General features: G+C 70.4%; 10 protein-coding genes. 5 read left to right on the top strand and 5 right to left on the bottom strand.

Annotation, left to right across the window (positions count from 1 at the left end; translation table 11 throughout):
- Positions 1–98 precede the first annotated feature (98 nt).
- Positions 99–1,385, top strand: a complete 1,287-nt coding sequence (locus tag AC6JA9_RS21720) for an MFS transporter (protein ID WP_497957767.1) — start codon at positions 99–101, stop codon at positions 1,383–1,385.
- A 2-nt stretch (positions 1,386–1,387) separates the two neighbouring features.
- Here AC6JA9_RS21720 and AC6JA9_RS21715 read toward each other — a convergent pair whose 3' ends face one another.
- On the bottom strand, positions 1,388–1,582 hold the full coding sequence (locus AC6JA9_RS21715) for a hypothetical protein (RefSeq protein WP_046713785.1): 195 nt from the start codon (positions 1,580–1,582) through the stop codon (positions 1,388–1,390).
- A gap of 92 nt (positions 1,583–1,674) precedes the next feature.
- Positions 1,675–2,898, bottom strand: a complete 1,224-nt coding sequence (locus AC6JA9_RS21710; protein WP_497957766.1) for a threonine aldolase family protein — start codon at positions 2,896–2,898, stop codon at positions 1,675–1,677.
- A gap of 178 nt (positions 2,899–3,076) precedes the next feature.
- Here AC6JA9_RS21710 and AC6JA9_RS21705 point away from each other — a divergent pair, with 178 nt between their 5' ends.
- The 4 genes from AC6JA9_RS21705 to AC6JA9_RS21690 all read left to right on the top strand — a co-directional run bounded on the left by AC6JA9_RS21705 (position 3,077) and on the right by AC6JA9_RS21690 (position 8,067).
- Positions 3,077–4,849, top strand: a complete 1,773-nt coding sequence (locus AC6JA9_RS21705) for a hypothetical protein (protein ID WP_497957765.1) — start codon at positions 3,077–3,079, stop codon at positions 4,847–4,849.
- Between the two features lie 127 nt (positions 4,850–4,976).
- On the top strand, positions 4,977–6,065 hold the full coding sequence (locus AC6JA9_RS21700; RefSeq protein WP_408890397.1) for an exonuclease/endonuclease/phosphatase family protein: 1,089 nt from the start codon (positions 4,977–4,979) through the stop codon (positions 6,063–6,065).
- A 58-nt stretch (positions 6,066–6,123) separates the two neighbouring features.
- A complete protein-coding gene (locus AC6JA9_RS21695) occupies positions 6,124–7,113 on the top strand; it encodes a bile acid:sodium symporter family protein (RefSeq protein ID WP_408890398.1) in 990 nt (329 codons plus the stop codon).
- Positions 7,114–7,140: 27 nt separating this feature from the next.
- Positions 7,141–8,067 carry a bifunctional helix-turn-helix transcriptional regulator/GNAT family N-acetyltransferase gene (locus tag AC6JA9_RS21690; RefSeq protein WP_408890399.1) on the top strand — a complete coding sequence of 309 codons (927 nt, stop codon included), beginning with the start codon at positions 7,141–7,143 and terminating at the stop codon, positions 8,065–8,067.
- A 115-nt stretch (positions 8,068–8,182) separates the two neighbouring features.
- Here AC6JA9_RS21690 and AC6JA9_RS21685 read toward each other — a convergent pair whose 3' ends face one another.
- The 3 genes from AC6JA9_RS21685 to AC6JA9_RS21675 form a co-directional block, all read right to left on the bottom strand.
- Positions 8,183–10,540, bottom strand: a complete 2,358-nt coding sequence (locus tag AC6JA9_RS21685; RefSeq protein ID WP_473565372.1) for a hypothetical protein — start codon at positions 10,538–10,540, stop codon at positions 8,183–8,185.
- A 186-nt stretch (positions 10,541–10,726) separates the two neighbouring features.
- Positions 10,727–12,619, bottom strand: a complete 1,893-nt coding sequence (locus AC6JA9_RS21680; protein ID WP_223783291.1) for a methyl-accepting chemotaxis protein — start codon at positions 12,617–12,619, stop codon at positions 10,727–10,729.
- 17 nt (positions 12,620–12,636) lie between these two features.
- Positions 12,637–13,176 carry a PDC sensor domain-containing protein gene (locus tag AC6JA9_RS21675; protein WP_408891726.1) on the bottom strand — a complete coding sequence of 180 codons (540 nt, stop codon included), beginning with the start codon at positions 13,174–13,176 and terminating at the stop codon, positions 12,637–12,639.
- Positions 13,177–13,361 lie beyond the last annotated feature (185 nt).

The following is a 13,361-nucleotide window of genomic DNA, read 5'->3' as shown; positions in this document are numbered from 1 at the left end:
GGAGTCGTCAGGGGAGCGAGCGCTGCGGAGGCCCGCTCCCGTGCGCTCGCACTGAGACTGGAAAGCGCGCGGGGCGTGCGTTACAGGCGGGCACCAGCATGTCCGAGACCGCCGCCCCTGCCCTCTCCGTCTTCCGTCATCGCGATTTCCGCCTCTACCAGATCGCCCGGCTCTGCGCGGTGCTCGCGATGCAGGTCGAGTCGGTGGCCATCGGCTGGCAGGTGTACGAGGTGACCGGGAGCGCGCTGGCGCTCGGGTACACGGGGCTCTCGCAGTTCGTGCCCTTCCTGTGCTTCTGCCTGATTGGGGGACAGGTCGCGGACCGGTTCGACCGACGGAAGATCCTCGCCATCTGTCAGGGCGTGATGCTGCTGTGCAGCCTGGCGCTGCTGTCGTTCTCGCTGGGGCACATCCGGGATGTCCGCTTCGTGTATGGCGTGCTGGTGCTGTTCGGCACGGCGCGCGCGTTCTATGCGCCGGCGGGCTCGGCGCTCACGCCGCACCTGGTTCCGAAGGAGGAGCTGACGCGCGCGGTGGCGGTGAACTCCACCACGTGGCAGGTGGCCACCATCGCGGGTCCGGCGGTGGGCGGTGTGCTCTATGGGTGGGCGGGACCGACGGGCGCGTATCTGGGCTCGGCCACGCTGTGCGCGCTGACGGTGGTGTGGATCCTCTCGCTGAAGGTTCGGACGGGGCGGGCCTCCTCGGCGCCCCTGTCGTTCTCCACATTGGTGGCGGGGCTGGGGTTCGTGCGTCGGCAGCGGATGCTGTTGGGCAGCATCACGCTGGACCTGTTCGCGGTGCTGCTGGGTGGCGCGGTGGCGCTGCTGCCCATCTATGCGCGGGATGTGCTGCACACGGGGCCGTGGGGGTTGGGGCTCTTGCGGTGTGCTCCGGCGGCGGGCGCGGCGTTGGTGGCGGTGGTGCTGGCGATGCGGCCGCTGGGGGGACGGGCGGGCGTGAAGATGTTCGTGGCGGTGGCCATCTTCGGCGGGGCGACGCTGGTGTTCGGGATGAGCCGCTCGCTGCCGTTGTCGCTGCTCGCGCTGGCGGTGGCCGGGGCGGCGGACATGGTGAGCGTGGTGGTGCGTCACACGCTGGAGCTGATGGCCACGCCGGACGAGATGCGTGGGCGGGTGGGCGCGGTGAACATGATGTGCATCGGCGCCTCCAACGAGCTGGGTGAGTTCCGCGCGGGTTGGCTCGCGGAGCACGTGGGCGCGGTTCCCGCCGTGGTGACGGGCGCGGTGGGGACGCTGGCCATCGTGGTGCTCTGGGCCTGGGGCTTCCCCGAGCTGCGGCGCGTGGACCGGCTGGAGACGGCGACGCGAGGCACGCAGCCCGAGCCCCGGGAGGCCGAGGCTCCCGCGTCACAGGCAGGGTGAGGTCAGGCCGCGGCGCCCTCGTAGCTGACGCGCAGGCCACGGTGCGTGACGGTGATGACGGGGCGGCCCATCCATCCGCAGTGCTTGCAGACGCCGCTGGGACCTGACGCCGTGACACGCACGGGCAGGTCCGATGCGCAGACAGGGCAACCCTCGGGAATCTTGAAGTCGCGCGATGCGGGGTGTGCTTCGGTCATGCATTTGAGGTAACGCAGACGTCGACCTCCGCAAGCGCGCGGGACCGCGCCGGAAGCAGGCGGGCACACGAGAGGCCGTGTGCCGTGTCGCTTCAGGTGGCCTCGTCGAGGAGCCGGAGATAGGCGCGGACGATCTCCGCGTCGGTGAGGTCGTTGAGTCCATCGGTGACCTCGAGTTCGGTGTCGATGATTCCGGGGACCCGCGTGGGGGCGAAGCCTCCCAGCCAGATGCGTGACTCCTTCGCCTGGGCGAGGGAGCGGAACGAGAAGGCCTGGGCGTCGCCTCGGACGTAGACGCGGAACATGTTCGTCTGGATGGGACGGGGTTGCACGGTGAGCCGTGGGTCCGCGGCCAGGGCTTCGCTCAAGGCCTTGGTACGGCGGAACAGCGCGGGGAGGCCGGCGATGGCGCCATCGAGACGCATCGCCGCGGAGACGACGGAGGGATAGTGGTGGTAGAGGTTGCCGCCGTGTCGGTGGCGCCACAGGCGAGCTTCGCGGATGAAGTCCTCGCTGCCCACGAGCATGGCTCCGCTCAGCGCGCCGATGCGCTTGTAGAGGGAGACATAGACGGAGTCGAAGCCTCGGCAGATGTCGGCGAGGGGGCGGTCGTAGAAAGGCTGGCACTCCCACAGGCGGGCGCCGTCCATGTGCAGCTTCACGTTCTTCTCGCGACAGGTGCTTTTCAGCTCCTGGAGTTGTTCCCAGGTCTGGAGCTGACCGCCCAGCCAGCGCACGGGGAGCTCGACGCTGACGGTGCCGAGCGGGTCCGGTGAGTGTTGTACGTCGCGGGCGAGGAGCGGGCGCGTCCAGGGCGAGAGGATGACGTCGCGCAGGTTGTGGAGGACGACGTGGCTGCTGTCCTCGTGCAGCACGTGGTGCGAGGACGGGTGGAGGCCGACATTCCGGTTGCCGCGCGCATCCGCGTAGATGCGGAGCGCGATGAGCTGGGCCATGGTGCCGGTGGGCATGTAACAGGCGGCCGGGAAGCCGAGCAGCGTCGCGAGCTTCTTCTCGAAGGACTCGACCAGCTCGCCCTGTCCGTAGAAGTCGCTGCCGGTGCCCTGGCGGCGCATCCATTCACCGATGGCGATGAGCTCCGCGGCGGGGTCGGGAGCGATGGTGCCGGTGACGGAGCCGCGACAGGCGCGGCGGATCGCATCGACCTCTGCGCGGGTGGGCGGAGCGGTCGCGGGCTTCGAGGCCTGGGGCTTCGCGGGGGCGGCGTGTGAGACGACGGGGGCGAGCAGCGCGCTCCCCGCGAGCAGGCGGGTCAACGCGAGGAACTCACTTCGGCTGAAGCGGTGGTGGGACATCGAGCACTCCTCGGGGCACGGATGATGGTCCTCGCGCTCGAGCGTAATCCCGTGGCCCGTGTGACTTGGGCGATTCCCGCCTCTGGCACACGCAATCCCGGATGCGTACGTCCGCGCCCGAGTCACCCGTGCCCCGCCTTGATGCGCTGGAGGCTTTCGCGCGAAGGTGATGTCCACCATGGCGGAGAGCCCTCCTCGCGCGAACTCCTGGTGGACCTGGCCCCGTTCGCTCCTGTTGGCGCTCGCGCTGGGCACCCTCGTCTCCCTGCCCTCCCTTCGCGTCGGACTGCTGCTCGATGACCTGGTCCACCGTCTCGCCCTCTCCGGGCAGGTCGCCGCGCTGGGCGATTGGGGACCCCTGACGCTCTATGAGTTCGTGGGCGGCCCGCGCACCGATCCACAGCGACTCCGTGAAGCCGGGCTGCTCCCCTGGTGGACCTCGGACACGTTGTCCATTCGCTTCTTCCGCCCCATCCCGAGCGCCCTGCTCTCCGCCGATGAATGGTTCTTCGGCGACGCTCCCCTCCCCGCCCATCTGCACAGCCTCGCCTGGTTCCTCGGTCTCATCGCCGTGGTGGGCTGGCTCCATCGACGACTCCTTCCCGCCCCCGTCGCCGCGCTCGCCACCGTCCTCCACGCCATCGCCGCCGCGCACCTGTTCCCCGTCGCGTGGCTCGCCGCCCGACATCCCCTGGTCTCCGCGCTGCTGGGCCTCCTCGCCCTCGCCGCGCACCTGCGCGCCCGTGAAGACAGCTGGGCTCCCGGTCGTGTCCTCGCGCCCCTCGCCCTCGCGCTCGCGTTGCTCTCGGGCGAAGCCGCGCTGAGCGCCGGCGCCCTCCTCGGCGCCTACGAGCTGTTCGGCCGTCGCGACACCCTCCACACCCGGATTCGCTGGCTCGCGCCCTACGCGGTCCTCGTCGTCGCCTATCTCGCCTTCTACGCAACCCAGGGCTACGGCGCGCGCGGCAGCGGCGGCTACCTCAACCCCATCGCCGCTCCCGGCGACTTCCTCGCCACCCTCCTCCAGCGCGTCTTCATCCTCATGGGCGAGCTCGTCGTGGCCACCCCCTCCGACGCCGCCGCGGGCACCCCCGCCTCCCACGCGGGCTTCGCGGCCTGGGGCGCCCTCACCTCGGCACTCGTCCTGCTGATGTTCCGCGCCATCCGCCCGCTCCTCTCCGAACAGGAGCAACACTCCCTCCACTGGCTCATCCCCGGAGGCATCGCCGCCACCCTCCCCGGCGCCGCCGGCATCATCGGCGGCCGGGTCCTCATGGTGCCGCTCCTCGCCGGCAGCGCCCTCATCGCGACGCTCATCCTCCGCGGCTGGACCGCCGCTCGTGAAGCCCAACGTCCCCGTCGCCATCGACTGCTGCTCTGGACGGCCGTCAGCGCCCTCGTCCTCGGCCACTGTCTCCTGGGCCCCGCGTTCCGTGTGGGACTCGGCATCTCCCTGGGCCGCCTCGCCGACGCGCAGTGGCGCATCGCCCGCGAGGCGCCTCCTTGCAAGGGGACCCTCGTCCTGGTCGTCGCCGCGGACCCGAGCATCTCGCTCTACGTCCCCGCCGCCATGGCCCTCCAGGGCCGCGCCCCCCAGCACTACCGCCTGCTCAGCGCCGCACCCCATGACCACGTGCTCGAGCGGACCTCCGCCCACGCGTTCGACCTCATCGTGCGCGGCACACCCCGCAACCTGGGGTTCTGGGAGCAGGTCAACCGCGACGTGCCTCCGCCTCCAGGCTCACGACTGACGTTGGGCGACCTCCTCGTCACCGTGAAGGAGTCCACCGACACGGGCTTCACCCGCGCGAGCTTCGACTTCGGCCGACCCCTCGAGTCCGACGCGTTCTGCTTCGTCACCTGGAGCGACACCGGCCTGCGTCGAATCGACCTGCCCGCTCCTGGCCAACATCTCGCTCTGCCTTACAGCCGGGGTCCCGCAGGGATGTGAACACTCCCCCGCGAGGGGCTGTGCATGAGCCGACGCGGGCCCGGCAGGTCGATTGCCCGAGCCAGGGCACCGGCGCGCAAATCGCGCCACTCCACCCCTGCCCCAGGCCCTCATGACGCCACTCCGCATGCTCCGCCTCGCACCGCTCCTCGCTTGCGCCCCGTTGTTCCTCTCCGCCTGCAACGACGACAGCGACGATGACTCGCTGGAGCCCGACGAGGCGCAGTTCAAGGTGATGACCCGCAACATCTACCTGGGCGGCAACATCGAGCTGCTCGCCACCGCCCAGGCCCCCCAGGACATCCCCGCCCTCGCCGCGCGCATCTACACCACGGTCCAGGCCACCGACTTCGCCGCGCGCGCCAAGCTGATCGCGGATGAAATCCAGGCCACCGACCCCGCGCTCATCGGCCTGCAGGAGGTCTCCCTCTTCCGCACCCAGAGCCCGAGCGACTTCAGCAACAACCCGCTGCCCAACGCGACCACCGTGACGTACGACTTCCTGGCCATCCTCCAGGCCGAGCTCCAGGCCCGGGGCCTGAGCTACCGCGTCGCCGCCACCATCCAGAACGCGGACGCTGAGGTCCCCGCGGCGCTCGCCGGCAACGCCACCGACCTCACCGATGTCCGCCTGACGGACCGCGACGTCATCCTCGCGCGGGGCGACGTGCAGATCGCCAACGTGGAGACCGCGAACTTCGCCTTCGCCCAGGACGTCCCCGTGGGCGGCGCGTCCATCCGCTTCACGCGTGGCTATGCCAAGCTCGACGCCACGCTGAACCGCGTCCCCTTCACCTTCGTCAACACCCACCTGGAGACGCTCCGCCCCGGCAACGAGAACCAGGCCGCGGAGCTGGCCGCCCTCGTCAACACCTACAAGCGGCCGCTCATCGTCGTCGGCGACATGAACACCGGCCCGGGCGCGGTGACCACCGGCTACGAGACCCTCGTCAGCGCGAACACCGGACTGGTCGATGCCTGGACGCGCGTGGGCACCGGCGACGGCTTCACCTGCTGCTTCAGCGAGACGGTGAACGACACCACCACGGCCGCGCTCGACGAGCGCATCGACCTGGTGCTGTTCGCCGACGATGACGACGACATCGACGTGCGCTCGGCCATCATCGTCGGCAACCAGCTGGACGACCGCAACGCCGCGGGCCTCTGGCCGTCCGACCACGCGGGCGTGGTGGTGGAGTTCCGCGTCGAGCGCTGAGGGTGTGACACACGGAGGGCTGGAGGTCTCCCGGGTCCGGGAGTATTCAAGCCCCCACATGTCTCTTCGCCTCATCAAGCGCCTGTCGCGGGACTGGTTCCTCCTGGGGATGCTCGGTGCCGTGGGGCTCGCGCTCCTCTTCCCCGACTTCGGCAGGTCCGGCGGCGCGATGCACGCCGACGTCGTCACCAACGTCGGCATCTTCCTGGTCTTCTTTCTGCACGGCCTGGGCATGCCCACTTCCCAGCTCAAGGCCGGCGCCCTCCAGTGGCGGCTGCACGTGCTGGTGCAGTCGTTCACCTTCCTCGTCTTCCCCGCGCTCTGGGTGGTGCTCAACCTCACGGTGGGCCGGTGGGTGTCGGACGAGGTGTCGCTCGGCTTCCTGTTCCTCTGCGCCGTGCCGTCCACCATCTCCTCGTCCGTGGCGATGACCGGCGTGGCCCGGGGCAACGTGGCGGGCGCCATCTTCGACGCGAGCCTGTCCAGCCTCCTGGGCATCGTCCTCACCCCGCTCATCGTCGGCCTGCTCGCGCAGACCACCGGGGCGCGCCTGTCCATGGGCGAGGCCATCCTCAAGCTGTCCGCGCTGCTGCTGTTGCCCCTGGCCCTGGGACAGCTGGCCCGGCCGCTCCTGGGCGCGACGTTCGCCCGCCATCGCAAGTACACCAACGGCATCGACCGGCTGTTCATCCTGGTGCTCGTCTACGCGTCCTTCTGCGACTCGGTGGCCTCCGGCATCTTCGGCCTCCACGGCGGCGCCACCCTGGCGCTGGTGCTCGGAGGGGCGGCGCTCATCCTGGTCATCGTCCTGACGCTGAGCACCCAGGCCGCGCGGCGACTGGGGTTCGACAAGGAGGATGAGATCGCCGCGGTGTTCTGCGGCTCGAAGAAGACGCTCGCCTCGGGCGTGCCCATGGCGCGGCTCCTGTTCGGCGCGCACCCTGCCCTGGGGCTCATCGTCCTGCCCCTGATGTTCTACCACCAGCTCCAGCTCCTGGTGTGCTCGGTGCTCGCGGAGCGCTACGCGGCCCGCCCACAGGGGCCCTGAATCGGCGATGCTACGCGGATGGCACCGATGCGACGTGACCCCACCGTGGCGGCGGTTCGGCACTTCAACCGCTTCTACACGCAGAAGATCGGCGTGCTGGACGAAGGCCTGCTCCACAGCGAGTTCTCGCTCACCGAGGCGCGCGTCATCTACGAGCTGTACCACCGCGAGTCCCCCACCGCGACGGAGCTCAGCCGCGAGCTGGCGCTCGACGCGGGCTACCTGAGCCGGCTGTTGCGCAACTTCAGCAACCAGGGCCTCATCGAGAAGGTCCCCTCCGCGCTCGACGCCCGCCAGCACCTGGTGCGGCTCACCGACAAGGGCGAGCAGACCTACCACCGGCTCAACAGCCGCTCCAACGACTCCATCCGCGCCCTGCTCTCCCCGCTGCGCGCCGACGAGCGCCCGCGCCTCCTGGACGCGATGCAGACCATCGAGGAGCTGCTGGGCGAGCGCTCCACCCAGGCCGCCCCGCCCCACGTCGTCCTGCGCGAGCACCGCCCCGGGGACATGGGCTGGGTCGTCCAGCGCCACGGCGTCCTGTACAGCCAGGAGTACGGCTGGGACCTGCGCTTCGAGGCGCTGGTGGCCGGCATCACCTCGCGCTTCATCCAGGAGCGGGACCCGGCGCGGGAGCGCTGCTGGATCGCCGAGCTGAACGGCCGCCCCGTCGGCTCGGTGTTCCTGGTGCGCGACACCAAGACGGTGGCGAAGCTGCGCCTGCTGCTCGTGGAGCCCTCGGCCCGGGGCCATGGCGTCGGCACGAAGCTGATGGACGCCTGTCTCCAGTTCGCCCGCGAGGCCGGCTACCGCAAGGTGCGGCTGTGGACGGAGCAGCAGCTCCACTCGGCGCGCCGCATGTACGAGCGCGCGGGCTTCACGCTCGTGGGCAAGGAGCCGCACGCCATGTTCGGCGAGGGCCTGATGAGCGAGACGTGGGAGCTGAAGCTCTGAACGAGTAAGGCGGCCCCACGCGTGAGCGCGAGGCCGCCGGGAGGACCCCGGGCGACGGTGGGAGCGCCCCGCGCGAGCGCGCCCCACCGTGCCGGAGGTCAGGGTGAGCGCCGGACTACAGCGGGCTCACGCAGGTGCAGGTGCTGGCCGCGCCGTAGCAGGCGGCGCTGCTGCCCGCGGCGACGACGGAGTAGCAGGTGTTGTGGCCGGAGAGGACCTCGCCGTCCACGTAGTTGGTGGCCGTGGTGGTGGCGACGCGCGCCTTGCCGTACTGGCAGCCGTTGATGCCGTCCGACTTCATCACCCAGTACTGGGTCGCGCCGCTGACGGCGCTCCAGCTCAGGGAGACCTGGCCCGTGGCCGGCGTCACCGTGACGGTGGGCGCCGCCGAGGGGCCGCCCGAACAGCCGCTGTTCACCGGCGCCGGGGTGGAACAGGCGATGTTGTGGCGGTTGAACGCATTGTAGATGGCCGTCATGTGCGGCGTGCCATCGTTGATGTTGCCGTTGTCGTCGTCCGCCGCCAGCCACTGCTTGTAGCCGTTGGTGGCCGCGCAGCCGTCGGACGTGCCCGCCGTGCAGTTGCAGGCGTGCCACGAGCCGATGTTGCCGCTGCCCTGGTAGAACACCTTGTTGCCGATGTTCTGCGCCGTGTTCCAGTCGTAGTTGAACGGCGCCGAGCGCAGGTCCCGCGCGATGAAGTCCCACGCGGCCTGACGCACGGGGGACGCGGCGCAGTGCACCTGACGGCTGCAGGGGCCGGTGCCGCTGGAGCAGCGCGTGCAGACGAAGTTCTGCGGGGTGGTGGGCGTGGGCGGGTTGTGGGCCGCGTAGTCGGCGTCCCGGACACCCGAGCAGTTGGTCGCGCACCAGGCCCCGCCCGTCTGCGCCTCGTTGACGTTGTAGCCCGTGCCATCGGCCGTCATGCCGCAGCCGTTGTTGAGCGTCTGGAAGAAGCCGTAGCCCACGCACGAGGCCGGAGACTGGCCGGAGGTCGGCGTGGCCGACGGGTTGAACGGCAGGCGGTACATGGACGCGATGTCGGCGTAGGCCTCGCTGGAGTTGCTCAGCGTGCCGGCCGTGTCGTTGTCATCCATGCCGTGGCCCCACTCGTGGTCGAACACGGCGGCAATCTCCCCCGTGTTCCGGCAGCCACCGCCGCTGCGGTAGAAGTTCACGGTGGAGCCGTTCCAGAAGGCGTTGCAGGTGCTCTGGATGTTGACGTTGGCCGTCATGGACGCCTGCAGCCAGGTGTTGGTGGGCAGCCAGCCGCGCGCCAGCTCCTTGATGCGGTTGAGCTCGTAGAACGCGCTGCGGGTCGCCGCCGTGTTGCCGCTCGTCGGCGACGGGCAGGTCACGGTGCCGGTGCCCAGGTTGATGTTGCCCGCGCCGGAGGCGCTGAGCGAGCCGCAGGTGTCGGAGAGGCGGATGTACCGGCCGTTGAGCGTGGTGGTCGTCGTGCCGGAGGTGTAGTTGTAGACGCCGTAGCCGTCCGTGTAGACGCCGGTGCCCACGTTGGCCCAGGGCATGGGGTAGTTGGGCTGGTGGGCGCCGCAGAACGAGCCGGGCGTGCACGGGTTGGGGATGCCCGTGTTGGTGAACACGTAGGCGCCGCCCGTCACGGACTGGTCGAAGTAGTGGTTGTCGTCCTCGAGCGCGAGCACGTCACCGGTGGCCGCGTCCACGGTGACCTTCCAGCGCTCGTGGCCCTCGGTGGTGGTGAAGCCGTACGTCCACACCAGCTGGTGCGTCATGCCCCGGCCGAAGCCCGCGTTGGGCACGGACACCGGCGTCACCTCCAGCGTGGGCTCCTTCCAGATGCCCTCCGGGCTCTCGTACAGGCCGAAGCGCTCGTGCGCGAGCACCGTGGCCTTCTCCGCGTCCACCAGCGGCATCGGCGACACGCCGATGTTCGCCCAGGACTCGGTGCCCAGGAGGATGAGGTTGCCGTGGCTGATGGTGGCCGCCAGCCGCCCGTACCGCACGGGGATGCCCTGGTACTGCTGCGGGATGGAGACCTGCCACAGGTCCGGGGTGATCTGATCCGCCCGGGCCTCGCCCAACTGCAGCAGGTCCACGCCCACCGCGGCGCGGTTGGCCTCCACGAACTTGAAGACGAGGTCGGCCACGACGGCCCCGTCCACCTTGTCGACCGAGCGACCCAGCTGCCGGCCCAGGCTCCCCAGGGTCAGCTTGTTGCCCACCCCGTTGCCGGGGATGAGCGGGACGGCGCCCTGGATGTTGGCGGCCGTCCCCGTCACGACGTCGATGTAGATCTCGAAGTTGTTCCCGTTGCGGGCGAAGAAGTCGTCCCAGACCTTCTTGCTGTCAGGGCCCAGCTTCGGCAGGGCCTCGGACAAGGGCACCTGCCCGCTGGCCAACGACAGTTCGGGCTTGAAGAACGCCTGGGAGGCCAGGGCGCCCTTGGGGGAGTTGTCCGTGGGATTGAAGCCCCACGCCTGGGACGTCGCCATCACTGCCATGCATACGGCGGCTTTCACGACGCTGCGCATTGCGGTGCTCCTTCACGTGAAGGACCAACGAAACGGGGACTCCATGGGGCCGGGATTGGCCCAAGGAATCCCCGGGTTGCGCATAATCCAGATTTGCACGGAGAGTGCTCTAGATTGGCACTGAAAGTGTTTCCCGCAAGACTTTGACTAGACGCGGTACGTGGCCGCCACGGTGTCCATCTGAGCGGCGACCTCCCGCAGGGAGGCGGTGATGCGCTGGGCGGCCTGAAGGCCTTGCATGGACTCCTCCATCATCCGGGACAGGTCGGTGACGGCGGTGAAGATCTGCGCCACGCCGGCGTTCTGCTGGGTGACGGCGGCGGCGATCTGCTGAGCGGCGGAGGCGTTGTCCTGGATGATGCCGGTGAGCTCGCGGAGGCTGTCGCCGCTGGCGCGCACCTGGGTGAGGCCCGTCTCCGCGCTGCCCTGGCTCTGCTCGGCCTGGGTGACGGTGGACTGGATGGAGCGGCGGATGTCCTCGAGGATCTCCCGCACGCGGCCGGTGGAGGTGATCGACTGGTCGGCGAGGCTGCGGATCTCGCGCGCCACCACGCCGAAGCCCTTGCCGTGCTCGCCCGAACGCACGGACTCGATGGCCGCGTTGAGGGCGAGCATGTTGGACTGGTCGGCCAGGTCCTTCACCGTCTGGGTGATGCCGCCAATCTGCTGGGTGCGCTCGTTGAGCGCGGCGATGCTGCGGGCGACGACGCCCACCTGCTCGCGCAGCTCCTCGAAGCCCTGGAGGCTGGCGGAGACCGTGGCCTCGCCGGCCAGGCCCACCTCGCGGGCGCGGGCGGTGACGCCGAGCACGGCCTGGGAGCGCTCGGCGGCCATCAGCGAGGTCTGCTTGATCTCCTGAGCGGTGACCTGCGTCTCCTGGAGGGCGGCGGCCTGCTTCGTCAGCGTGCGCTCCTGCTGGGCGGCGGCGGCGGTGAGCTCGGAGACCGTCTGGCTGAGGACCTTGGTGCCCGCCTGCAGGCCGCGGGTGGACTCGCGCAGGTGCTCCATCATCAGGGCGAAGGCGGAGGCGAGCTCCCCCACCTCGTCGCGCCGGGTGGAGATGTCCACGCGCTGGGTGAGGTCGCCCTCGCGCACCACGCGGGTGACCACCTGGCTCAACCGGGAGATGGGCCCGGTGGCGCCGCGCGCGAGCAGGAAGCCGCCCACGCCGGCCACGACGAGCGCGAGCGCCGTCAGCCCCACGGCCACCCTGCCCGCCTCCGCCAGCGGCGCGTACGCGTCCTCCGGGTCCACGGTGGCCACGAAGCGCCAGCCGTCGCCCACGTCCCGCACGCTGCTGGCGTTGACCGCCTCCACGCTGACGACGTCATCGGGCCGGGCGATGTCCCGCTCGTGCGTGTCGAAGAGCGTGGTGCCCTGCGCGTCCAGCACCTCCAGCGCGAAGCTCTTCTGGCCCCGGGCGCGGGAGCGCTCCAGCGCGGGCGCCACCACCTCGCCCACCTGGCTCCACTCGTAGGCGGCCAGCAGCACGCCGATGCGCGCGCCGCTGATGGGGCTGAGCACGGGCACGGCCAGCGGGAGCACGGTGCGCTCGAAGAACGGGTCCACCTTCGTGAAGCCGGTGATGTCCTGGGTGCCGTTGAGCGCGGCCTTGAACCAGGGCGCGGCGCGCACCTGGCTCTCGCGGCCCTCGTAGGCGCGCCGCAGCTTCTCCTCGCTGGCGGACACCGCGCGGCCGTCCTCGGTGAAGAGCACCAGGCCCGCGAACGAGGGGTGGCGCTTCTCCAGGGCGACGAGCACCGCGTCGCTCTTCTCGAAGGTGTCGAACAGCAGCGCGCCGCGGAGGATGGCGTCCTCGGACCAGGAGCGCGCGTTGGCCTCGCGCTCCACCAGGGCGCTCTCCACCAGGTCTCTCAGGCCCTGGGCCTCCACGCGCAGGGTGGCGTGGATCTGGTCCTGGAGGTTGTTGAAGACGAAGACGCGGCCCAACAGGTTGAAGGGCAGCAGGGCCCCGAGCGTGAGCAGGGCGACGGCCACCGTCAGTCGGGTACGAAGGGAGAGTCCGTCGAAGAGGCGCATGGGGTGGCGGCGGGACTTCAGAGGTCGAGCAGGGAGAGCGAGAGGGTGACGGCGCCGATGACGCGGCCCGCGTCGCGGACCGGCAGGGACACCTGGACCACGTAGGCCTGGGAGGACTCGTCGAAGAAGGGCTTCTCCTCGAGCATGCGTCCCTCGCGGAACGGCACCTGGAACTTCTCCTCGTCACCCTGCCAGTAGTCGGACGTGCGGCGCGTGGCGCCCACCAGCGCGCCCAGCCGGTCCATCGCGAAGGCCTCCGCCACCACCCGGCTGCCCAGGGCCTCGCGGTGGCGCGCCAGCACCCGTGAGCAGCTCGCGTCGAGCACGCGCTGCTTGAAGGGCGTGAGCGCCGGCGTGGACAGCCAGACGTCATCCTCCGCGCGGATGGTGGCGAGCGTCAGGCCGCGCGCGTTCTGGGCCCGCACGGCTTGAACGAGCTCCGGATCCGCGGCCACGCGCTGCAACGCCGCCTGGAGCCGGCTCACCTTCGCGAGCTGCGCGGCGCCGTCCGGAGGAAGTCCTCCGAGCAGCAGGAGCGCCATGCCGAAATGCCACATCACGACCTCAACGCGTCCGCACGCTGCATCGGCGAGACAGACTTCCCCCTCTCCGCCGGCGGATGTGTCGACGATACATGAATGAGACGTCGCCGGTGAGCCCCACACCTGAACGGCCCCTCACCTTCCCTCCGCTCACCTGCCCGCCCGGAGCCATCCTGACCCAGGCTCAGCCCCGCTCATTC

Source organism: Myxococcus sp. MH1 (assembly GCF_059738865.1).
The sequence above is the reverse complement of the archived record's forward strand: the minus strand, read 5'-3'. Positions and strand labels throughout refer to the sequence as shown.

Excerpts from the sequence above, each read along its gene's own strand:
- AC6JA9_RS21690 (WP_408890399.1), top strand. The coding sequence starts at position 7,141 with ATGCGACGTGACCCCACCGTGGCGGCGGTTCGGCACTTCAACCGCTTC.
- AC6JA9_RS21680 (WP_223783291.1), bottom strand. The coding sequence starts at position 12,619 with ATGCGCCTCTTCGACGGACTCTCCCTTCGTACCCGACTGACGGTGGCC.
- AC6JA9_RS21685 (WP_473565372.1), bottom strand. The coding sequence starts at position 10,540 with ATGGCGACGTCCCAGGCGTGGGGCTTCAATCCCACGGACAACTCCCCC.
- AC6JA9_RS21695 (WP_408890398.1), top strand. The coding sequence starts at position 6,124 with ATGTCTCTTCGCCTCATCAAGCGCCTGTCGCGGGACTGGTTCCTCCTG.
- AC6JA9_RS21700 (WP_408890397.1), top strand. The coding sequence starts at position 4,977 with ATGCTCCGCCTCGCACCGCTCCTCGCTTGCGCCCCGTTGTTCCTCTCC.
- AC6JA9_RS21675 (WP_408891726.1), bottom strand. The coding sequence starts at position 13,176 with ATGTGGCATTTCGGCATGGCGCTCCTGCTGCTCGGAGGACTTCCTCCG.
- AC6JA9_RS21705 (WP_497957765.1), top strand. The coding sequence starts at position 3,077 with ATGGCGGAGAGCCCTCCTCGCGCGAACTCCTGGTGGACCTGGCCCCGT.
- AC6JA9_RS21710 (WP_497957766.1), bottom strand. The coding sequence starts at position 2,898 with ATGTCCCACCACCGCTTCAGCCGAAGTGAGTTCCTCGCGTTGACCCGC.
- AC6JA9_RS21715 (WP_046713785.1), bottom strand. The coding sequence starts at position 1,582 with ATGACCGAAGCACACCCCGCATCGCGCGACTTCAAGATTCCCGAGGGT.
- AC6JA9_RS21720 (WP_497957767.1), top strand. The coding sequence starts at position 99 with ATGTCCGAGACCGCCGCCCCTGCCCTCTCCGTCTTCCGTCATCGCGAT.